General features: G+C 64.1%; 20 protein-coding genes. 14 read left to right on the top strand and 6 right to left on the bottom strand.

Annotated elements, in window-relative coordinates; all coding sequences use genetic code 11:
* The first annotated feature begins 48 nt into the window (after positions 1 to 48).
* From AB0H22_RS21915 to AB0H22_RS21895, 5 genes are all read left to right on the top strand, one after another.
* On the top strand, positions 49 to 729 hold the full coding sequence (locus AB0H22_RS21915; RefSeq protein ID WP_180749546.1) for a sensor domain-containing protein: 681 nt from the start codon (positions 49 to 51) through the stop codon (positions 727 to 729).
* 79 nt (positions 730 to 808) lie between these two features.
* On the top strand, positions 809 to 1,546 hold the full coding sequence (locus AB0H22_RS21910) for a glucose 1-dehydrogenase (RefSeq protein WP_180749545.1): 738 nt from the start codon (positions 809 to 811) through the stop codon (positions 1,544 to 1,546).
* A complete protein-coding gene (locus tag AB0H22_RS21905) occupies positions 1,543 to 2,172 on the top strand; it encodes a TetR family transcriptional regulator (RefSeq protein ID WP_180749544.1) in 630 nt (209 codons plus the stop codon). The genes AB0H22_RS21910 and AB0H22_RS21905 overlap by 4 nt, the downstream gene beginning before the upstream one ends.
* Before the next feature lie 39 nt (positions 2,173 to 2,211).
* Positions 2,212 to 3,501: an acyl-CoA dehydrogenase family protein gene (locus AB0H22_RS21900; protein ID WP_180749543.1), complete on the top strand. Its 1,290-nt coding sequence runs from the start codon at positions 2,212 to 2,214 to the stop codon at positions 3,499 to 3,501.
* Positions 3,501 to 4,550 carry a phosphotransferase family protein gene (locus tag AB0H22_RS21895; protein WP_180749542.1) on the top strand — a complete coding sequence of 350 codons (1,050 nt, stop codon included), beginning with the start codon at positions 3,501 to 3,503 and terminating at the stop codon, positions 4,548 to 4,550. Before AB0H22_RS21900 ends, AB0H22_RS21895 begins: the two co-directional genes overlap by 1 nt.
* On the opposite strand, the gene AB0H22_RS21890 is transcribed toward AB0H22_RS21895, so the two are convergent.
* Positions 4,540 to 5,925: an amino acid permease gene (locus tag AB0H22_RS21890; RefSeq protein WP_358148930.1), complete on the bottom strand. Its 1,386-nt coding sequence runs from the start codon at positions 5,923 to 5,925 to the stop codon at positions 4,540 to 4,542. The genes AB0H22_RS21895 and AB0H22_RS21890 overlap by 11 nt on opposite strands.
* 115 nt (positions 5,926 to 6,040) lie before the next feature.
* Between AB0H22_RS21890 and AB0H22_RS21885 the strand changes: the two genes are divergently transcribed.
* Positions 6,041 to 6,880, top strand: coding sequence for a TIGR03619 family F420-dependent LLM class oxidoreductase (locus AB0H22_RS21885; RefSeq protein WP_358149044.1), 840 nt, complete (start codon positions 6,041 to 6,043; stop codon positions 6,878 to 6,880).
* 53 nt (positions 6,881 to 6,933) lie between these two features.
* Here AB0H22_RS21885 and AB0H22_RS21880 read toward each other — a convergent pair whose 3' ends face one another.
* The 5 genes from AB0H22_RS21880 to AB0H22_RS21860 all read right to left on the bottom strand — a co-directional run bounded on the left by AB0H22_RS21880 (position 6,934) and on the right by AB0H22_RS21860 (position 10,963).
* Positions 6,934 to 8,025: an inositol-3-phosphate synthase gene (locus tag AB0H22_RS21880; RefSeq protein WP_180749540.1), complete on the bottom strand. Its 1,092-nt coding sequence runs from the start codon at positions 8,023 to 8,025 to the stop codon at positions 6,934 to 6,936.
* 35 nt (positions 8,026 to 8,060) lie between these two features.
* Complete coding sequence (locus AB0H22_RS21875; protein ID WP_180749539.1) at positions 8,061 to 8,606, bottom strand: PadR family transcriptional regulator; 546 nt, start codon at positions 8,604 to 8,606, stop codon at positions 8,061 to 8,063.
* A gap of 101 nt (positions 8,607 to 8,707) precedes the next feature.
* Positions 8,708 to 9,556: a DUF1707 domain-containing protein gene (locus AB0H22_RS21870; RefSeq protein ID WP_180749538.1), complete on the bottom strand. Its 849-nt coding sequence runs from the start codon at positions 9,554 to 9,556 to the stop codon at positions 8,708 to 8,710.
* Between the two features lie 34 nt (positions 9,557 to 9,590).
* On the bottom strand, positions 9,591 to 10,382 hold the full coding sequence (locus AB0H22_RS21865; RefSeq protein ID WP_180749537.1) for a DUF1707 domain-containing protein: 792 nt from the start codon (positions 10,380 to 10,382) through the stop codon (positions 9,591 to 9,593).
* A 62-nt stretch (positions 10,383 to 10,444) separates the two neighbouring features.
* On the bottom strand, positions 10,445 to 10,963 hold the full coding sequence (locus tag AB0H22_RS21860) for a hypothetical protein (protein ID WP_180749536.1): 519 nt from the start codon (positions 10,961 to 10,963) through the stop codon (positions 10,445 to 10,447).
* Between the two features lie 131 nt (positions 10,964 to 11,094).
* On the opposite strand from AB0H22_RS21860, the gene AB0H22_RS21855 reads away from it, so the two are divergent.
* The 8 genes from AB0H22_RS21855 to dnaB all read left to right on the top strand — a co-directional run bounded on the left by AB0H22_RS21855 (position 11,095) and on the right by dnaB (position 20,421).
* Positions 11,095 to 11,514: a DUF5318 family protein gene (locus AB0H22_RS21855; protein WP_180749535.1), complete on the top strand. Its 420-nt coding sequence runs from the start codon at positions 11,095 to 11,097 to the stop codon at positions 11,512 to 11,514.
* Positions 11,515 to 11,533: 19 nt separating this feature from the next.
* Positions 11,534 to 13,957: a transglycosylase domain-containing protein gene (locus AB0H22_RS21850; protein WP_358149042.1), complete on the top strand. Its 2,424-nt coding sequence runs from the start codon at positions 11,534 to 11,536 to the stop codon at positions 13,955 to 13,957.
* 55 nt (positions 13,958 to 14,012) lie between these two features.
* Positions 14,013 to 15,590 carry a glycosyltransferase family 87 protein gene (locus tag AB0H22_RS21845; protein WP_358148925.1) on the top strand — a complete coding sequence of 526 codons (1,578 nt, stop codon included), beginning with the start codon at positions 14,013 to 14,015 and terminating at the stop codon, positions 15,588 to 15,590.
* 120 nt (positions 15,591 to 15,710) lie between these two features.
* Positions 15,711 to 16,001, top strand: coding sequence for a 30S ribosomal protein S6 (gene rpsF, locus AB0H22_RS21840; protein WP_180749533.1), 291 nt, complete (start codon positions 15,711 to 15,713; stop codon positions 15,999 to 16,001).
* Positions 16,002 to 16,073: 72 nt separating this feature from the next.
* Positions 16,074 to 16,571 carry a single-stranded DNA-binding protein gene (locus AB0H22_RS21835; protein ID WP_358148923.1) on the top strand — a complete coding sequence of 166 codons (498 nt, stop codon included), beginning with the start codon at positions 16,074 to 16,076 and terminating at the stop codon, positions 16,569 to 16,571.
* A gap of 47 nt (positions 16,572 to 16,618) precedes the next feature.
* Entirely contained in the window at positions 16,619 to 16,873 is a 255-nt protein-coding gene (gene rpsR / locus AB0H22_RS21830) for a 30S ribosomal protein S18 (protein ID WP_180749531.1), read from the top strand.
* Positions 16,874 to 16,889: 16 nt separating this feature from the next.
* Positions 16,890 to 17,345, top strand: a complete 456-nt coding sequence (gene rplI / locus AB0H22_RS21825) for a 50S ribosomal protein L9 (protein WP_180749530.1) — start codon at positions 16,890 to 16,892, stop codon at positions 17,343 to 17,345.
* Between the two features lie 451 nt (positions 17,346 to 17,796).
* Entirely contained in the window at positions 17,797 to 20,421 is a 2,625-nt protein-coding gene (gene dnaB / locus AB0H22_RS21820; protein WP_358148921.1) for a replicative DNA helicase, read from the top strand.
* The last annotated feature ends 31 nt before the right edge of the window (positions 20,422 to 20,452 follow it).

The following is a 20,452-nucleotide window of genomic DNA, read 5'->3' as shown; positions in this document are numbered from 1 at the left end:
GGGTGACGTGTTGGACCGGTTGACGAAGAAGCTGTCGGAGTGTCGGTAATGCGCTGGGCACCAGGCGTTTTTCTCAGCATTGCCGTTCTCGCGTCCGGGTGTACCCACCCGGTCGGTGGTACTGCGGCGGCTCCCCAGGGCACCAAGCCGTTCTACTCGAAGGTGCAGCCCGAGCAGCGGATCATGGCGAAAAAGTTGCTTACCGCCGAGGAGATCGGCGAGGTGACGGGGATACCTCGGTTGGAGCAGGTGGTGCCGATCGAGACGGTGCTAGCCAACGGGAACATAGTGTCGGACTGTGCATTCGGTGCCACCCTGGCCACCCGTCAGCAGTACCTGAGCTTCACCGCCGCTCGCGTGCAGACCGCGACCAAGGTCGCCGACGGCGTCCGGGAGTACACGATCAGTAATGCACTGGTGGTGTTCGAGAGCGTGGCGAATGCGCAGCAGCAGTTCGAGCAGTTCTCCTCTCGGATGCAGCGGTGTGACGGGGTGCGCGGCGATCTCAACACCGCGACCGGCTCCGAAAGCTGGCACATTCAGGTGATCCACGCCGGTGACGATGAGGTGAATTGGACACGGAAGAACGATTCCGGAAAGTGGTCGTGTCGGCTGATTGCGCGGCCGCGCGCCAACTACATCGCCTCGGTTATGTACTGCCGATTGGTTGACGCCGACGACAAAGCCGAACAGGTCATCAGTCGGCTCCTGGACAAGCTCGCTGGCTGAATCGGGGCGGTGGCCCCTTGCGGTCCCAGTGCTCCCTCATTTAATGTATCGATCGCCACATTAAATGAGGGAGCACCGGATGCTGCAGGACAAGGTCGTCGTCGTCACCGGCGGAAGCCGCGGATTGGGGCGGGCGATGGTACAGGCATTCGCGGCGCACGGCGCCGATGTGGTGATTGCCAGCCGCAAGATCGACTCCTGCAATGAGTTGGCCGCCAAGGTGGAAGCCGAGCACGGCCGCCGCGCGCTCCCCGTCGCCTGCAATGTCAGCTCCTGGGAACAGTGCGATGGGCTGGTCGACACCGTGTACCGCGAGTTCGGGCGGGTGGACGTGCTGGTGAACAACGCGGGACTGTCTCCGCTGTACGCCAGCCTGGACCAGGTATCGGAGGCGCTGTTCGACAAGGTCATCGGGGTCAACCTGAAGGGCCCGTTCCGGTTGTCGGCATCGATCGCCACCAAGATGGCAGCGGGGGCCGGCGGTTCGATCATCAATATCAGCTCGATTGAGGCGGTGCGACCCGATGCGACGGCGTTGCCGTACGCGGCGGCCAAGGCCGGATTGAACGCCCTGACTCTCGGGTTGTCGCATAGCTTCGGGCCGACCGTGCGCGCCAACACGATTCAGTGCGGGCTGTTCAACACCGATATCGCGGCGGCCTGGCCAGAGGGATTCGCCGAGGCGCTGATTCCCAGCATCCCACTGCGACGAGTCGGCGAACCGGAGGATATCGTCGGCGCCGCACTGTATCTCGCGAGTGAGGCGTCGGCCTACTGCACGGGGAGCACGATCCGATTGGACGGCGGCATCCTGTGACGGAAACCGGCGCAAAACCGCGCCGGGGCCGTCCGCCCGCCTCCGACGGTGATGCCGCGGCGACTCGTCGGCGGATCATGGACGTGGCTACGGAGCTCTTCGCAGAAAAGGGGTTTCACGGCACGGGCGTCGCGGAAATAGGCTCGGCGGCCGGTGTGCGCGGCGGCGCGCTGTACTACCACATCGGGTCCAAAGAGGAACTCCTGTGGGAGATCCTGCGCAGCTACATCGATGAAATGCTTACCGAGGCAGCCCATATCGCTGGCATGAACACCCATCCGGCTAAGCGCCTGCGCACACTCATCGGCTCCTACGTCATCCTCATTGTCAAGTATCGCAAGCAGGTCGCCATCCAGGTCCGCGACGGTTCCGCGCTGACCGGTGAGCGCGCGGCGGAACTGCAGGAATTGCGCGACGAATTGCAGCGCTGCTGGCAGCGGGTCCTCGATGAGGGACACCAGGCGGGGGTGTTTCGTACGGCCGACCACGTGGTCACCAATGCCATCCTCGGCATGCTCAACATGGTCTCGGTGTGGTACCGCACGGACGGCAAGAGCCCGGCGCAGATCGCCAAACGTATCGCAGACATGATTTTGGACGGTGTCCAAATGAACTGTCCAAATTGACTTTCTAGATGAACCCCGAACCGACAGGAAGTGACTGACATGGCATGGGATTTCGAAACCGACCCGGAGTACCAGGAGTTGTTGGACTGGGCCGACGAGTTCGTCCGCACCGAGGTCGAACCGCTCGACTATGTGTTCGCCAACCCGTACGACAAGTCCGACACCGAAGCGATGGACTACGTGCGTCCCCTCAAGGAGGAGGTCAAGCGCCGCGGGCTGTGGGCCTGCCACTTAGGGCCCGAGCTGGGCGGCCCCGGATTCGGCCAGCTGAAGCTGGGTCTCCTCAATGAGATTCTGGGCCGATCAGTATGGGCCCCTTCGATATTCGGATGTCAGGCGCCCGATACCGGTAATGCCGAGATCCTCGCACATTATGGCACCGAGGCGCAGAAGGCCAAATACCTGCAGCCGCTGATGGACGGTGATATCGGCTCCTGTTACGTCATGACCGAGCCGCAGGGCGGGTCCGACCCGACGCTTTTCAAGACCACTGCGGTGCGCGACGGCGACGAGTGGATTCTCAACGGGGAGAAGTGGTTCAACTCCGAGGCGCGGCACGCGGCCTTCTGGATCGTCATGGCTGTGACCAACCCCGACGTCAGTGCGTATCAGGGAATGTCGATGTTCATCGTCGACCCGAATGCCCCCGGGGTCGAGATCGTCAGAAACATCACCGTGCACGGGTTCAGCGAGGACGAGGCGTATACCCGCTTCACCAATGCTCGGGTCCCTGCCGAGAACATGCTGGGTGCCGAGGGTGCGGCGTTCGTGATCGCGCAGACTCGCCTCGGCGGCGGTCGCGTGCATCACGCCATGCGGACGGTGGCCCAGGTTCGCAAGGCATTCGACATGATGTGCGAGCGAGTCATCAGCCGAGAGGCCCGCGGCGGCACCATCGCGAAATTGCAGATGACACAGGAGCGCATTGCCGACAGCTGGATCGAGATGGAGTCGTTCCGCCTGCTGGTGCTGCGTACCGCCTGGCTGATCGATAAGCACCAGGATTACCTCAAGGTGCGCAAGGACATCTCGGCCATCAAGGCCGCTATGCCCAAGGTCATGCACGATGTCGCCCAGCGCGCGCTGCACCTGCACGGCTCCCTCGGGGTGTCCGAGGAACTGCCGCTGGCCAAGATGTTCCTCTACTCGGAGGTGATGGGCCTCGTCGACGGCCCGACCGAGGTACACAAGGTCACCATCGCCAAGGAGGTGCTCAAGGAGTACGCCCCGTACGAGGGGCTGTTCCCGCCGAGCCACATCCCGGCGCTCACCGAGAAGGCCCGGGCGCATGTCGCGGCTCGGCTCGAGCACCGGGTGGGCAATCTGTAATGGCCGCACCGCAGCATGTGGATCCAAAAAGCGTTGATTTCGATGTTGTTTCGCGCTGGATGGATGAGCAGGGCCTGCCGGGGGGAGAGGTCGTCGATGTCGCCCCGATTTCGGGTGGCACCCAGAACATCATGGTGCGTTTTACCCGTGGTGGGCGCGAATACGTGTTGAGGCGGCCGCCAAAGCATCTGCGCGAGGCCAGTAACAATGTGATCCGTCGGGAGGCGCGATTGCTGGGAGCGCTACGCGGGCAGGGGGTTCCCGCACCGGAGCTCATTGCGGCGTGCACCGATGAGTCGGTGCTGGGAGGTGCGGTCTTCTACCTGATGGAACCGGTGGACGGCTTCAATGCCTCGGTCATCTTGCCGGAGTTGCATGCCGGCAGTGCGGATGTCCGACATCAGATGGGGTTGGAAGCCGTCAGTGGTATCGCCGCGCTGGGTGCACTCGACTATCAGGCGCTGGGACTTGACGGCTACGGCAACCCCGACGGCTTCCTGGAACGCCAGGTGCCCCGTTGGCTCAAGGAGCTGGATTCCTATGCCAAGCACGAGGGGTATCCGGGGGCCGATATCCCGGGCCTGCAATCGGTCGCGGATTGGCTTGAGCTACATCGACCCTCGCAGTGGAAACCGGGAATCATGCACGGCGACTTTCACCTGGCCAACATGATGTTCCGGAACGACGGACCCCAGCTTGCCGCGATCGTGGACTGGGAGATGTCGACGATCGGTGACCCGCTGCTGGATTTGGGTTGGCTGCTGGCGACCTGGCCGTCGGAGGCCGACGATGCGTCACTGGGTGGAGCGCTGGTCCAGGCCGGGAACCTACCCACCCCGGAGGAACTGGTCGCGCATTATGCGGAACGCACGGACCGGGATCTGAGTGCCATGGACTGGTACACGGTGCTGGCCTGCTTCAAGCTGGGCATCATCCTGGAGGGCACGCATGCCCGCGCATTTGCCGGGAAAGCGCCTGTGGCGGTGGGGGATTACCTCCATGGCCTGACGCTGCAGCTGTTCGCGAGGGCGGTGTCGATCACCGGGTAACCGGCTCCTCGGGTGCCGGCGCGCGCCGCTGAGTCAGTCGGAGCGCGCCGAAGAGGCACAGGATCACCGCCCAGGACAGCAGGCTGGCCCATAGTTGGGGGCGGGTCTCGTCCTGAAAGCCCATCTCCACCAGGATCGCGGCGATGGCGATGGCGGTGAGAATGGTGAGCCAGGGGTAGCCCCACATCTTGACGATCAACTTCTCGGGCGGCGTCCGCCTGCGCAGCACGAGCTGCGAGATGGCAATCATCAAGTACACGAACAGGATTACCGCACCCGATGAGTTGAGCAGGAACAAGAAGACTGTCTTCTCGAAGAAGTACGCCAGGATAACGCAGACGAAGCCGACCAACGAGGACGCGAGAATCGCGTGCACCGGGACGCCGCGAGAGTTCACCGTGAGCCAGCTACGAGGCGCTTCTCGACGGCCGGCCAGCACAAAGAGCATCCGGGATGCGGTGTACATCGCCGAGTTCAGACACGACAGCACGGCAGTGAGCACGACAAACCGCATGACGTGATCGGCCGCCGGGATTCCCATGGCGTCGAAAGCGGTCACGTACGGCGAGGTCCCCAGCTCCGGGCTGTCCCACGGCACGATCACCGCGATCAGGAAGATCGAGCCGACGAAGAAGATTGCGACGCGATAGATGACCGAATTCGTCGCGCGGCTAATGGCTTTGGCGGGATCCTTGGATTCGGCCGCGGCAATGGTGGCGATCTCGGCGCCGACCATCGAGAAGATGACGATGACGATGCCGCTGAAGATCGCACCCGGTCCGTGTGGCATGAACCCGGTCTTGGTGAGGTTGGAGAAGTCCATCTCCTTGTTGGGCCACCACCCGAGGACGTAGCACGTTCCGGCGATCAGAAACGCCACTATCGCAGCGACTTTCACGCTGGCGAACCAGTACTCGAACTCGCCGTAGGAGCGCACCGAGAAGAGGTTGGTGGCGGTCATCGCCATCATGAGGAGCAGTGCCACCAGCCATAGCGGGGCTCGCGGTAGCCAATCCTGGATCAACTTGCCACCGGCGACCGCTTCGAACCCGACCACGATCACCCAGAAGTACCAGTACAGCCAGCCCACCGAGAAACCCGCCCAATCGCCGAGGGCGCGGCGGCTGTAGTCGGCGAAGGAACCGGTGGATGGGTTGGCGACGGCCATCTCGCCGAGCATCCGCATCACCATGACGATGAGGACGCCCGTGATGGCGTAGGTGAGGAATGCAGCGGGCCCAGCGGATTGAATGATGGCTCCGGAGCCCACGAACAGGCCGGCACCGATCACGCCGCCGATCGCGATCATCGTCAGGTGGCGCTTCTGCAACGAGTGCTGCAGGCCGCCACCCTCGATGGGCTCATCCGCAGCCATGATGTGCCTCCTTCGGTCCGGGGGTAGCTCGAGGATGCACCCCGTAACCAGATTGTGCAGTGCGTTGCCTGGAATTCGCAGCGTGAGATGGCGGTTCCTGCTTGTCGTGACCCTCATTCCGAGCTTCGGCATCTCCACCTCATCCGCAGACGGATACGTGACCCCGGATGTGCTTGCCCGTGCTGTCGAGGAACGCGGATTCGACTGGCTGCTATTCGATGACCACTCCTACTTTCCGGTGGATACGCCGGGTCAGGACGAGATCGCGCCTGCTTTCCGTGCCCGATTGCCGTTGATCAGAGATCTGCCGGTGGTGCTGGCCTATGCACTGTCCGCGACGCGACGGCTGGTCATCGGTTCCGGAGTCGCCTTGCTGCCGCAGCGCGATGTGTTGCATACGGCGAAGGCCACCGCCACCCTGGCCACGCTGTCGGACGACCGGCTGGTGCTCGGCGTCGGTGTTGGGTGGAATCTGGGCGAGCTGAGTAACCATGGCGCCGACCCAACGAAGCGGGGCGCCAAACTCGATGAGCAGCTGACTGCGCTGCGGGCTATCTGGACCCAAGACCAGACTGAATTCCATGGCAAGCACGTCGATTTCGGGCCGATTGTGCCGCGGCCCCGTCCGAGCAGGCCGGTACCCGTTTACGTGGGCGGGGCTAGCAAGGCGGCGCTGTCGAGGACGGTGCGCCTGGCCGATGGCTGGCTGCCGCTGGCGCCCGGCACCACACCCGAGGATGTCCGGAATATTCGCGGCTGGTTCGCCGAACAGGGCCGCGCCGACCTGGGAGTGACCGTTACCGAGGTGCCGCCCGATGACAGGCTGGCCGCGAATTACCTTGAGGCAGGCGCAGATCGCGTGTTGTTCCACCTGGATCCGTTGAGTGAAGCGGAATCCATGGCAGCACTCGATGCGCTGGCCCAGATCGCGAATACAGCGCGAGCGCGCAGTTAGGCACCGATTTCTCACAAAACCTGTGCATAACTACGCGCTCGGCGCATAGGGACTTAACCCTCGATGAACTGCTCCAGCTGGGTACGCGCGATATCGTCGGGCAGCTGCTTGGGCGGGCTCTTCATCAGGTAGGCCGAGGCCGGCAGGATCGGGCCGCCCAGGCCGCGATCGAGCGCGATCTTCGCAGCGCGCACCGCGTCGATGATGATGCCCGCCGAGTTGGGCGAATCCCATACCTCGAGCTTGTACTCGAGGTTCAGTGGCACGTCACCGAAGGCGCGGCCTTCGAGGCGGACGTAGGCCCACTTGCGGTCATCGAGCCAGGCGACGTAGTCGGACGGGCCGATGTGCACGTTCTTGTCGTACACCTTGTCGGCCAGCGAGCCGCTGAGGTTCGAGGTGACGGCCTGTGTCTTGGACACCTTCTTGGACTCCAGGCGCTCGCGCTCGAGCATGTTCTTGAAGTCCATGTTGCCGCCGACGTTCAGCTGGTAGGTGCGGTCCAGGGTGACACCGCGATCTTCGAACAGCTTGGCCATCACGCGGTGGGTGATGGTGGCGCCCACCTGGCTCTTGATGTCGTCGCCGACGATGGGTACACCGGCGTCTTCGAACTTCTTGGCCCACACCGGGTCGGAGGCGATGAACACCGGCAGCGCGTTGACGAACGCCACCTTGGCGTCGATGGCGCACTGGGCGTAGAACTTGTCGGCTTCTTCCGAGCCCACCGGAAGGTAGGAGACCAGGACGTCAACCTTGTTGTCCTTCAGCGTCTTTACGACGTCGACGGGCTCAGCTTCGGAGATCTCAATGGTCTCGGCGTAGTACTTGCCGATGCCGTCCAGGGTCGGGCCGCGCTGCACGATGATGTTGGTCGGCGGTACGTCGGCGATCTTGATGGTGTTGTTCTCGGAGGCCGAGATCGCTTCGGAGAGATCGAAGCCGACCTTCTTGGCGTCCACGTCGAACGCGGCGACGAATTTTACGTCGCGCACATGGTACTGACCGAACTTGACGTGCATGAGACCGGGAACATTGGAGTTCTCGTCCGCGTCCTGGTAATACTGCACACCCTGGACCAGCGAGGATGCGCAGTTGCCAACGCCGACGATAGCGACGCGCACCTCAGATGTGTTGTTGGACATGGACGGTTCTCCTTTACCGATGGACATGCTTTGGGTCACTGCTCCGTGCCCCTGGCCTGAGCAGTGTGCTCGGCCGCGATTAAATCGTTGAGCCACTTCACTTCTCGTTCGCTGGACTCCAGGCCCAGCTGGTGCAGCTGCTTGGTGTAACGATCGAACGAGCTGCTTGCCCGGGTGACGGCCTCGCGTAGGCCTTCCCGGCGTTCCTCTACCTGGCGGCGGCGGCCTTCGAGGATCCGCATCCGAGCCTCGGCCGGGGTGCGGTTGAAGAATGCCAGGTGCACACCGAAGCCGTCGTCGGTGTAGTTCTGCGGGCCGGTGTCCGCCACCAGCTCGCTGAACCGGGCACGGCCGGCGGCTGTCATCTGGTAGACCCGCTTGCCGCGAAGCAGCACCGTGGTGCCTGCGGGGGCGGAGTCCTCCTCGATAAGCCCGTCGGCTTGCATGCGGCGCAGCGCCGGATACAGCGAGCCGTAGGAGAACGCTCGGAACGCTCCGAGCAACCCTGTCAGGCGCTTGCGCAGCTCGTAGCCGTGCATGGGTGACTCAAGCAGCAAGCCAAGGATGGCCAGTTCCAACATGAAGTCACCTCCCACCAACGTATATGTCGCCGGAGCATCTCTGTGCACCGATCGAGCAATAGTATCGCCGCGATATATGCGGGCGCCACACGGGGGAGGATCTAGTTCCCGGATGGATACATGGTGCGAATGGGTGTGCCGTCGGGATTGACGTAGATCGATCCGTTCTGGAACTCACCGCTCACCGAAATATCGATCTGCACGGTGTCCGGTGGCGCGGTTTTGTCCTCGCTGGGCTTGATGAAGAGGTAGGTGTTCTTCACCTCGGTCGCCTTGATGCCAAGGGTCTCGGGTGCGCCGCGCAGGATTCCGATGATGGTCTTGACGTCGAACTTGCCGAGATCCACCACGCGATCGTCGTGATCGGGGGAAGAGGATTCGTCGGGGTGGTCCCACCCGCCTGCGTAGCGGTACCGGAGCGTGCGGCGCGGTTCACGCGGATCCGGTCGGGTGAGAAGGGCATAGTCCCCGTAGATGTTCAGCTCGTATCCCGTGGTGTCACCGAACTTTTGGCGCATCTGATCCAGCAATCCGGTCAAACCACCCAGTGACATCAGTTGACGTGGGGGGGTCAGCACAATCGGTGCCACGCCGTCCGGTTTGGCGCCGGGGTCCGTGGTGAAGTCCAAGGGGGAGCTGGTGTTTCCATACGCGCCCCAACCGACGAGGACACCCACCAGAACCAGCGCGGTAGACACCCCTACGGGGATGTACCACCGCCGCCATCGCCGTCCTTCCGGCCCCTTGAGGACGCGCATGTCCGCGGACTCTTTGGCGTTCTGCAGGTCGGAGACCAGCGAGCTGAGCTGCGCCAGCGTGGAGGCGTTGGTGGCAGACGTGACGCGCTCCCGGTGCTCCTCCATGGACAACTGCCCGTCGCTCAGCGCGTCGTCGAGGAGCTTGCAGGTGTCGTTACGGTCGCTGTCCTTGGCCCGGATGACTGTCGCCATGCGAGGAATCGTAGAGCGGCCGGGATCTTGGTGGTCAGGGAGCGGGCGCAACCTCCTTGGGTTCACCGTTTCCCGCGACCACCATGCGGCCGGTGCGGTCCCTCTCCGAGACGGTGATGGTGATGTCGACGCCCTCGTCACTGGGCCGGATCACCATGACGGTTCCGCTCTCTCCGGCTGCGGGCACGTTCAGGGTCTGGGGTGCGCCGCGCAGCACGCCGACGATCTTGGTCGGATCGAATCGGCCCAGATCTCCGATTCGTACATTCCGCCAGGTGCCCGGCATCGCACCGCCGTCGCGGAACCCGCCCTGGTACGGGTACGTGATGGGCAGGTTCGGGTCCGCGGATTCGATGCGGACCAACGACGCGTTGTTCGAGCGGACGGTCAGCTCGATACCGGTGGTGTCGCCGAACTTCGCGTGCATCTGGTCCAGCAGGCCGGACAGGCCCGGGACGGAGAACAGTTTCGTCGGGGCGATCACCACCGGTGCGACGCCGTCTGCGGCAGCACCCGGGTCGGGAGGTACCGGTCGTGTCACATAGGTATTGGCCCCTGCACCGATTGCTGCCGCGGCGATTGCGGTGAGCAGCAGGGCGGGCCATATCCGGCGCCGCGGCGTGGGCGGGACCGCGGCGAGCTCAGCCGGGCGATTGGCCAACTGCAGATCGGAGACCACACCGTTGAGCTCGCCAAGGGTCTGCGCGCGGGTGGCAACGGCGATCCGCTGGCGGTGTTCGTCGGTGGAGATTTGGCCCTCGCCGAAGGCGTCGTCGAGCGCCTTGCAGGTGAGGTCTCTGTCGGAATCCTTGGCTCGGGTCGCCATGCGAGGAATCGTAGAGCGGCCCATCCGCGGTCGTGATCGTCAGGATGCGGGCGCGAGCACCTCTACTCGTAATACGAGAAGGAGCAGACGGGATTGGCCTTGTTGTCAAAGGAACCGATGCCATTGGTAAGCCCGCCGGCGGTCACCTTGATGACGCACATATCGCCGCCCTGCGCCTTGACCCCGGAGACGGCGTGTTCGATGACCTGGATCCGCCGGTTCCACGGCAACACCACATCGCGTTCGACATGCTCGGGCCCGTCGTTCTCCCGCCAGGTGATGGTGGCTCGGCCGGTACCGGATACCTCCATGACCGCCGATCCGACGACTTTGCCGGGTCCGGTCGCCGCGGCCGATGCCGACGGTGACGTACTGACTGCGGCGGAGGGCGATGAGGACGCCCGAGCTTTTGTTGTCGACGATGTCGATGAGGCAGTGGGCGCAGTCTCGTCTGGTCCGCCCTGGGTGATCGCAAGCATGGCGCCGATGAGGATGACGACGACAAGAAGACCGAGGATGACCAGCAGTGGTCGACGGTTCTGCGGTGGCGGGGCGGAGGGATGCACGGAGCCGTATGTCATCGGGGTCCTTTGGGGCCGGCGGACAGCCAAGCGTAACGAGCACGTCGCGGAGTCACCACGGTTTGCAAAAAGGACAGGCTGACTGGGCGGGCAGCGAGGGCCAGTTCCGAATCGGACGTACTCTGGTTACCGTGCGATTGCAGAGACAGGTGGTGGATTACGCGCTCAAGCGGCGATCCCTGCTGGCAGAGGTCTATTCCGGACGTACCGGTGTGGCTGAAGTCTGCGACGCGAACCCTTACCTGCTCCGGGCGGCTAAGTTTCACGGCAAATCCAGCGTTGTGGTGTGCCCGATCTGCCGCAAGGAGCAACTGACGCTGGTGTCGTGGGTTTTCGGTGAGCACCTGGGCGCGGTGTCCGGATCGGCCCGTTCGGCCGAGGAACTCGTGATGCTCGCCACTCGGTTCTCGGAGTTCGCCGTGCACGTTGTCGAGGTATGTCGGACCTGCAGTTGGAATCATTTGGTGAAGTCGTATGTCATGGGCGCCCTCCCGGCGCCGAAGGGGACCCCACGTCAGCGAACAACTCGTGCCCGGACGGCCAGTGAATAGGCAAACGGGTGACGGCGGTGTGGTTGGGGAGCAAAATCCGGTAGCGCCCAGCGGCCGCCCGGATGCACCGCAGTTGGATGCCGCCGGTGCGGCTCCGCGTACCCCCGGCATGGACGATCGCCCGACGTCGATCCTGGATCCCATCGAGGATTTGCCGTTGTACCGGCGCGACGAGGACGCGGTGGCCGCAGCGCGAGCCGCGCTGGAACGTGACGGCGATGACCACGACGGGGGTTTCGGACACGAGCCACCGCCTCCGCCGCTGGGCCCGCCTGGCCGGCCGGGCGGTTCGTCGCACCCGCCGCAGCGCCGCCGCAAGCGGAAGAGCAACGGCTGGAGGACCTTCCGTCGCATTGCGATCGCACTGGTGGTCCTGGCGATCATCATCCCGCTCGCGACGTTCGCCCTGGCGTATTCGGTGGTCGACATCCCAAAGCCGGGTGATATCCGCACCAGCCAGGTGTCCACCATCCTGGCGAGTGACGGCAGCACCGAGCTCGCCAAAGTTGTTCCGCCGGAGGGAAACCGGGTCGATATCAAGATCGACCAGGTGCCCCAGCATGTGCGCGCGGCGGTGATGGCCGCTGAGGACCGTGATTTCTACGGCAACCCGGGCTTCTCCTTCTCGGGCCTGCTACGCGCGGTCAAGAACAATATGTTCGGCGGCGATACCCAGGGCGGGTCGACGATCACCCAGCAGTACGTGAAGAACGCGATGGTGGGTTCGCAGCGCGCCGGTCTTGGGGGTCTAACCCGTAAGGCCAAGGAGATCGTCATCTCCACGAAGATGTCGCAGTCCTGGTCCAAGGATCAGGTGCTTGAGGCCTACCTCAACATCATCTATTTCGGGCGCGGCGCATACGGCATCTCGGCGGCGTCGAAGGCCTACTTCGACAAGCCGGTCGAGCAGCTCACGGTGTCCGAGGGTGCGCTACTGGCCGCGCTGATCCAACGGCCGTCGCGGCTGGATCCCGCGGTGGATCTGCCGGAGTCGACGAACCGTTGGAACTGGGTGCTCGACGGCATGGTCACCATCGGCGCGCTCTCCGCGCAGGATCGCGGCGGGCAGGTGTACCCGGCGACGGTTCCGCCCGAGCAGGCCGCGGCACAGAACGCGACGACGGGCCCCAACGGCCTCATCAAGCGTCAGGTGATGGCCGAGCTCACCGACCTGTTCAATATCGACGAGCAGACCCTGAACACCGAGGGATTGCAGATCACCACCACCATCGACACCAAGGCGCAGCAGGCCGCCGAGAATGCGGTCAACAGCACCCTGCAGGGGGAGAACCCCGATTTGCGGACGGCGGTGGTGTCGGTTGATCCGCGCACGGGCGCGGTCAAGGCGTACTACGGCGGCTCCAACGCGCAGGGACTGGACTATGCGCAGCAGGGTCTGCAGACCGGTTCGTCTTTTAAGGTGTTCGCCTTGGTTGCCGCATTGCAGCAGGGGATCGGCCTGGGCTACCAGCTGGACAGCTCGGAGCTGACCTATCAGGGCATCACCATCAAGAACAGCGAAGACGCTTCGTGCGGAACGTGTTCGGTGGCCGAGGCGCTCAAGCGCTCGCTCAACACCAGCTTCTACCGGCTCATGCTGAAGCTGAAGAACGGCCCTGATGACGTGGCCGCCGCCGCGCACACCGCCGGTATCGCCGAGAACTTCCCGGGGGTGTCGCACACCTTGTCCGAGGACGGTCAGGGCGGAGGGCCCAACAACGGTGTAGTGCTGGGCCAGTACCAGACCAGAGTGCTCGATATGGCTTCGGCGTACGCGACTTTGGCGGCGTCGGGCACATACCGCAAGCCGCATTTCATCCAGAAGGTCGTGAACGCCGACGGGCAGGTGCTTTTCGACGCCGGCTCCTCCGACAACACGGGCGAGAAGCGCATCTCCGATGATGTTGCGAACAACGCGATTTCGGCGATGAAGCCGGTCGCGGCCTACTCGCGTGGGCATGGATTGGCAGGTGGACGAGACTCGGCCGCCAAGACCGGTACTGCACAGCTGGGCGACACCAAGGACAATAAGGACGCCTGGATGGTCGGCGTCACGCCGTCGCTCTCGACCGCGGTGTGGGTCGGTACCGACGAGGGTAAGGCGATCCGGAACAGTTGGGGTGGGCCGATTTACGGTTCCGGTCTGCCCTCGGATATCTGGAAGAAGACCATGGATGGTGCGCTGGACGGCACCAACAAGGAGACCTTCCCCAAGCCGGGGCCGATCGGTGGTTACGCGGGTGTGCCGACCTACGTGCCGCCCCCACCGTCACAGGACGGTCCGCCGGGACCTCCACCTGTTGGCGGCGGAGATATGATGACCATCCAGCCGACCATCGAGATTGCGCCGGGTATCACGATTCCGGTGGGGCCGCCCACTGTGGTTCCGCGCGGTCCGGCACCGCCACCGGAGGGCGACGTTCCGCCACCACCGGGGCCGTAGGCAGGTGCCGGCCGAATCTCAAAGCCGCGTAGTCGGCGACATCCAGCCTGAAACGGTGTCTCCTCAAACACTCGCGGACGATTTGCGCAGTGCCGACGACCGGGACTTTCCCAGTCATACGGACGTTTTCGGTGCGGAGCTTTCAGAGGTCGTCGGCGGGCCGATAGGCCGACACGCGTTGGTCGGCCGACAACCGTTCTGGACACCGCTGCGGATCGTGTTCATCATCGCGCTGGGGTTCCTCATCTTGGGGTGGACCAGCAAGGCGCCGTGCCTGCAGCAGACCGGGAGTGGCAACGGTGCTCAGCGCGTGGCCAATTGGGACAACAACCGGGCCTACTACCAGCTCTGCTACTCAGACACGGTGCCTCTGTACGGCGCGGAACTGTTGAACCAGGGCCGGTTCCCGTACAAGTCGAGCTGGCTGGAGACCGACTCGGGTGGACATCAGAAGATCCAGTACGACGGCACCCCGGCGGTCCGGTACATGGAGTACCCGGTGGTCACCGGGGTGTACCAGTACACCGCGATGGCTCTCGCCAAGACGTACACACAGGCCAGTGATCTGTTGGGGCTGCCCGTCGTCGCCGAAGTGGTGATGTTCTTCGACATCGTGGCATTCGGGTTGGCGCTGGCGTGGCTGGTAACCATTTGGGCCAGTGCGGGATTGAGCCCGCGCACCCGCCCGTGGGATGTGGTGATGATCGCCGCGTCCCCGATCGTGATATTCCAGATCTTCACGAATTTCGACGCTCTCGCAACGGCTTTCAGCATGACGGCACTATGGGCATGGGCGCGCCGAAAGCCGTGGCTCGCGGGTGTGCTGATCGGGCTGGGGGTGGCCGCCAAGCTCTACCCGGTGCTACTGCTGTTTCCGCTACTGCTGGTGAGCGTGCGCAGCGGCAAGATGCACGAGTTCTCCAAGACCGCCGCGGCCGCACTGGCCACCTGGGTCGTGGTGAACGCGCCGGTCGCGATGATGTTCCCGCGGGGGTGGGGGGAGTTCTTCCGGCTCAACACCCGTCGTGGCGACGATATGGACTCGCTGTACAACGTCTTCAAGTCCTTCACGGGGTGGCAGGGCTTCGACGGCCCGCTGGGCTTCTGGGAGCCGCCCGTCGTTCTCAACGCCGTATCGGCGGCGCTGTTCGGAATCTGTTGCCTGGGCATCGGATACGTGGCGCTGACCGCTCCGCGACGCCCCCGGGTGGCGCAGCTGGCGTTCCTGGTGGTCGCGGTGTTCCTGCTGACCAACAAGGTGTGGAGCCCGCAGTTCTCACTCTGGTTGGTGCCGTTGGCGGTGGTGGCGCTGCCGCATCGTCGCATCCTGTTGGCGTGGATGACCGTTGATGCGCTGGTGTGGGTTCCGCGGATGTATTACCTGCTGGGTATGGATAACAAGGGGCTGCCCGAACAGTGGTTCACCGGCACCGTGCTGGTACGCGATATCGCGGTGATCGGGTTGTGCATGTTGGTGCTGCGCCAGATCTACCGTCCCAGTGAGGACTTAGTGCGCGCGCACGATGACGATCCGGCGGGCGGGCCCTGTGACGGGGCCGCCGACGCGGTTCCGGCTTGGCTGCCGGTCTGGTTGCGGCCGCGTAAGCCGGCGCCGCAGATAGCGCGCGCCTGAATCCACGATTTCGCCGGTCAGGGGGCTGTGCGGTAGCCTTGGCCGGTTGCCGACGCAGGCGACTCTCCTGCCACGGGTACGCCGTGGCCGCACTAGACCAAAGGAGGTGATGAGTTTCTCATGCGTCAGTACGAAATCATGGTCATCCTCGACCCCACTCTTGACGAGCGCACCGTAGCTCCATCGCTGGATACGTTTCTCAATGTCATCCGCAGTGATGGCGGAACCGTCGCGAAGGTGGAGATCTGGGGCAAGCGCCGTCTTGCTTACGAGATCGCCAAGCACGCCGAAGGCATCTACGCGGTGATCGACGTGGTTGCAGCCCCGGCCACTGTGTCCGAGCTGGATCGCCAGCTGGGCCTGAACGAGTCCGTGCTGCGGACCAAGGTCTTGCGGACCGGAGCCCGCTGACGCCCCACGGGAGTCAGTCGACTTCCGTAGGCTCCGGTTAACCACGCCAGCTGACAGATACGAGGAGGAACCGTGGCAGGTGACACCATCATCACGGTCGTCGGAAACTTGACCGCCGATCCGGAACTGCGTTTCACGCCGTCCGGGGCTGCCGTCGCCAACTTCACGGTGGCGTCGACTCCCCGCACCTTCGACCGACAGACGTCGGAGTGGAAGGACGGCGAGGCGCTGTTCCTGCGGTGCAATATCTGGCGTGAGGCCGCCGAAAACGTGGCCGAGAGCCTGACTCGTGGTTCCCGCGTTGTCGTCACCGGTCGGCTCAAGCAGCGCTCCTTCGAGACCCGCGAGGGCGAGAAGCGCACTGTGGTTGAGCTCGAGGTCGACGAGATCGGCCCGTCTCTGCGGTACGCCACTGCCAAGGTCAACAAGGCCTCGCGCGGTGGTGGCGGCGGCGGAGGCTTCGGTGGTGGGGGTGGCGCAAGCGCCCGTTCCAGCGAGCCGGCCGACGATCCGTGGGGCAGTGCTCCGGCCTCTGGTTCCACCGCCGCGGACGACGAACCGCCCTTCTGATTCGGGCGACACACCTACTTACCTAGCTAGAAAGAAAGAGATTCAGCATGGCCAAGACGACGAAGCGCCGTCCTGCCCCGGAAAAGCCGGTCAAGGCACGTAAGTGCGCGTTCTGCACCAAGAAGGCGCTGAACATCGATTACAAAGACACCAACCTGCTGCGCACGTATATCAGTGAGCGCGGCAAGATCCGGGCCCGCCGGGTCACCGGAAACTGCGTGCAGCACCAGCGCGATATTGCGATCGCAGTGAAGAACGCTCGTGAGGTGGCTCTGCTGCCGTTCAGCGCGGCGACGCGGTAGGACCGGAGGACATCTGATGAAGCTGATTTTGACAACCGAGGTCGAGCACCTCGGCACGGCCGGCGACGCCGTCGAGGTGAAGGACGGCTACGGACGCAACTACCTGCTGCCGCGCGGGCTGGCGATTGTCGCCACCCGTGGTGCGGAGCGCCAGGCCACTGACATCCGTCGGGCCCGGGAGGCCAAGGAGATCCGCGGCGTCGAGCACGCCAACGAGATCAAGCAGACCCTCGAGGGGCTGGGTGCCGTCAAGCTCACAGTGCGGACGGCTGGTGAGGGCAAGCTGTTCGGTTCGGTGACCGCCACCAACGTGGTGGCCGCCATCAAGGCTGCCGGTGGGCCGAACCTGGACAAGCGGACCGTCACTCTGCCGAAGGCGCACATCAAGCAGCTCGGTTCCTACGTACTGGATGTGCACCTGCACACCGGCGTGGCTACCAAGGTCACTGTGGATGTAGTCGCCGAAGGCTGATCGATCCGAAATACTGCCGGGTCAACGGCGTCGCGGGGTTCCGCGGCGCCGTTGCCGTATCTACTGGCGAATGTATTGGACGAGTGTGCCACTCCAGCGAAGCTACCTCTAGTTAACCTAGAGGGTTGATCCAGGTAACAGAACACGCCCGAGCACGCAACCTGATGCGACACGCCGAACGGATTCCCATCCACAGTCCTGTCAACTAGATCACTGGCCGCTATCTGGGAAAAGTGCAGGAATGTAGGTAGCTATCCCCAGGTTGTCCACAACCCCCTAACACCGTGTTGGACAGTAGTCCACACACCATGCCCAGGCTCATCCACAGGGTCGCTTGGCAGGGCCGCTAGCAACATCTAACGTCTACCGCGGCGCGCCGGAGTAATCCGTACTTGTCGGACCTCGCCGCGATCATGTGTTCGACTTGATTTGAGTAGGAGGACCGCGCGCCGTGGCGATAGTCGACGATCTGGGCCAGGCCGGCCCGGTAGCACCTCCTCAGGAGGAGTTCGGCCGTCAACCGCCCCAGGACGGGGCGGCCGAGCAGTCCGTGCTGGGCGGCATGCTGCTGTCCAAGGACGCCATCGCCGATGTGTTGGAGAAGCTGCGGCCGCATGACTTCTACAAGCCCGCCCATCAGAGCGTGTACGAGGCCGTCCTCGACCTGTACGGCAGAGGTGAGCCTGCTGACGCGGTGACGGTGGCCGCCGAGCTGGATAGGCGCGGGCAGCTGCGCCGTGTGGGCGGGGCGCCCTATCTGCACACCCTGATTTCAACGGTGCCGACGGCCGCCAACGCCGGGTACTACGCCGGCATCGTCGCCGAGAAGGCGCTGCTGCGCCGGCTCGTGGAGGCCGGGACGCGCGTGGTGCAGTACGGCTACGCCGGGGCCGAGGGCGCCGATGTCGCCGAGGTGGTGGACCGCGCGCAGGCGGAGGTCTACGACGTCACGGATCGCCGGATGTCGGAGGATTACGTTCCCCTCGAAGAGCTGCTTCAGCCGACGATGGACGAGATCGATGCGATCGCGTCGGCGGGAGGCATCTCCAAGGGTGTACCCACCGGCTTCACCGATTTGGACGAGGTCACCAACGGGCTGCATCCGGGGCAGATGATCATCGTGGCGGCTCGACCTGGTGTTGGTAAGGCGCTGGCGCTCGATACACCGCTGCCGACACCGACCGGGTGGACCACCATGGGCGAGGTCCGGGTCGGGGACGAGCTGCTCGACGCCGACGGCAAGCCGACCCGAGTGGTCGCCGCGACCGAGGTGATGGCCGGACGCCCGTGCTACGAGGTGGAGTTCTCCGATGGCACGGTGATCGTGGCCGACGAGCAGCACCAGTGGCTGACGGAGACTCGCGCCTCGCGGCAGTCCGCGCACGCGGCCGCCACCGGATACAACCGAACCCGGAATCAGCGCACCTTCGCGGACGTGCGCACCACACGCGACATCGCCGAGACCCTGCGTTGTGAGACGGCGGATCGTCGGCTGAACCATTCAGTAGTCAACGCCAAGCCGGTGCAGTTGCCGCAGCGGGACCTCCTTGTGGGGCCCTACACTTTGGGCGCCTGGTTGGGCGACGGGACAAGCGCGTCGGCCCAGATCACCTGTGCCGATCCGGAAATCGTGATGTACATCGAGGCGGAGGGCGTCGAGGCGCATCCTTCCCCGGCGGCGAAGTACCGGTATCAGCTGACGCTCCCTGATGTTCCTGTGGCGGAACGCAACTGCGCTGTCTGCGGCCAATCGTTTGTTCCAAAAACCAGCCAGGTCCGTACGTGCGGCCAATCGTGCGGTGGCCGTGCCCGGTTCATCTCGGAAGCCGTGGCCGCCCCGACATGTGTGCGGTGCGGGCAGGCGTGCGCGGGCGGGCACCTGTGCCAGATCTGTCACCGCTCTGTCGGAACGCTGCAGGGGCGCCTCCGGACTATTGGAGTACTGGGAGATAAGCACATCCCGATCGAGTACCTGCGTGCATGCGAGTCACAGCGTCGAGCGATGCTCGCGGGACTGCTGGACACCGACGGCACGGTGACCGCCGGGGGATCCGTGCAGTTCGCCGTAACCAGCGCACGGCTTGCCGCAGACGTGGCCGAACTGGTTGTCAGCCTCGGCTATCGGTGCCAAACCTCGACGAAGCGTGTGCGCGGGCGGAGGGAATCCTCCTCTATCGCGTACACCCTGACGTTCGCGTGCGAGGACGAGGTGTTCGCGCTGCAACGTAAGGCGTTGCTGCACAAGGAGCGTCGCGCGGGTAAGGGAACGGCACGATCCGGCTCGCGGTTCATCGTCGATGTGCGCCCGGTCGAAAGCGTGCCGGTGCGGTGCGTCGAGGTCGACAACCGAGACCACCTGTATCTGGCGAGTAGGTCGATGGTGCCTACGCATAATTCGACCCTCGGCCTCGACTTCATGCGGTCGTGCTCCATCAAGCACCAAATGCCAAGTGTCATTTTCTCTTTGGAAATGAGCAAGACCGAGATCGTCATGCGCCTGCTTTCGGCCGAGGCGAAAATCAAACTGGGCGATATGCGTTCGGGTCGCATGAGTGACGACGACTGGACCCGGCTGGCGCGGCGGATGAGCGAGATCAGCGAGGCACCGCTGTATATCGACGATTCGCCGAACCTGACCATGATGGAGATCCGGGCCAAGGCGCGTCGGCTCAACCAGAAGGCCGGGCTCAGGCTGGTGGTGGTCGACTACCTGCAGCTGATGACCTCGGGTAAGAAGCACGAATCCCGTCAGCAGGAAGTCTCGGAGTTCTCCCGAAACCTGAAGCTGTTGGCGAAGGAGCTTCAGGTTCCGGTGGTCGCGATCAGCCAGCTGAACCGTGGGCCCGAACAGCGCACCGACAAGCGCCCGATGGTCTCGGACCTCCGTGAATCCGGCTCGCTGGAACAGGACGCCGACATGGTCATCCTGCTGCACCGACCGGATGCGTTCGAGCGGGACGATCCGCGCGGCGGCGAGGCCGACCTGATTTTGGGCAAGCACCGTAACGGTCCGACGGCCACCATCACCGTCGCGCACCAGCTGCACCTGTCGCGCTTTACCAATATGGCGCGGTAGCGCGAAAGTGTAGATTCTCATTTCAAATGGC

This window comes from Mycobacterium sp. NPDC050853 (genome assembly GCF_040653875.1).
In the GTDB taxonomy this organism is placed as follows: domain Bacteria; phylum Actinomycetota; class Actinomycetes; order Mycobacteriales; family Mycobacteriaceae; genus Mycobacterium.
The sequence above is the reverse complement of the archived record's forward strand: the minus strand, read 5'-3'. Positions and strand labels throughout refer to the sequence as shown.

Bases quoted from the DNA above. Each gene is read 5' to 3' on its own strand.
- rplI (WP_180749530.1), top strand. From the start codon at position 16,890: ATGAAGCTGATTTTGACAACCGAGGTCGAGCACCTCGGCACGGCCGGC.
- rpsR (WP_180749531.1), top strand. From the start codon at position 16,619: ATGGCCAAGACGACGAAGCGCCGTCCTGCCCCGGAAAAGCCGGTCAAG.
- AB0H22_RS21870 (WP_180749538.1), bottom strand. From the start codon at position 9,556: ATGGCGACAGTCATCCGGGCCAAGGACAGCGACCGTAACGACACCTGC.
- AB0H22_RS21900 (WP_180749543.1), top strand. From the start codon at position 2,212: ATGGCATGGGATTTCGAAACCGACCCGGAGTACCAGGAGTTGTTGGAC.
- AB0H22_RS21915 (WP_180749546.1), top strand. From the start codon at position 49: ATGCGCTGGGCACCAGGCGTTTTTCTCAGCATTGCCGTTCTCGCGTCC.
- AB0H22_RS21860 (WP_180749536.1), bottom strand. From the start codon at position 10,963: ATGACATACGGCTCCGTGCATCCCTCCGCCCCGCCACCGCAGAACCGT.
- AB0H22_RS21890 (WP_358148930.1), bottom strand. From the start codon at position 5,925: ATGGCTGCGGATGAGCCCATCGAGGGTGGCGGCCTGCAGCACTCGTTG.
- AB0H22_RS21910 (WP_180749545.1), top strand. From the start codon at position 809: ATGCTGCAGGACAAGGTCGTCGTCGTCACCGGCGGAAGCCGCGGATTG.
- rpsF (WP_180749533.1), top strand. From the start codon at position 15,711: ATGCGTCAGTACGAAATCATGGTCATCCTCGACCCCACTCTTGACGAG.
- AB0H22_RS21895 (WP_180749542.1), top strand. From the start codon at position 3,501: ATGGCCGCACCGCAGCATGTGGATCCAAAAAGCGTTGATTTCGATGTT.
- AB0H22_RS21865 (WP_180749537.1), bottom strand. From the start codon at position 10,382: ATGGCGACCCGAGCCAAGGATTCCGACAGAGACCTCACCTGCAAGGCG.
- AB0H22_RS21875 (WP_180749539.1), bottom strand. From the start codon at position 8,606: ATGTTGGAACTGGCCATCCTTGGCTTGCTGCTTGAGTCACCCATGCAC.
- AB0H22_RS21880 (WP_180749540.1), bottom strand. From the start codon at position 8,025: ATGTCCAACAACACATCTGAGGTGCGCGTCGCTATCGTCGGCGTTGGC.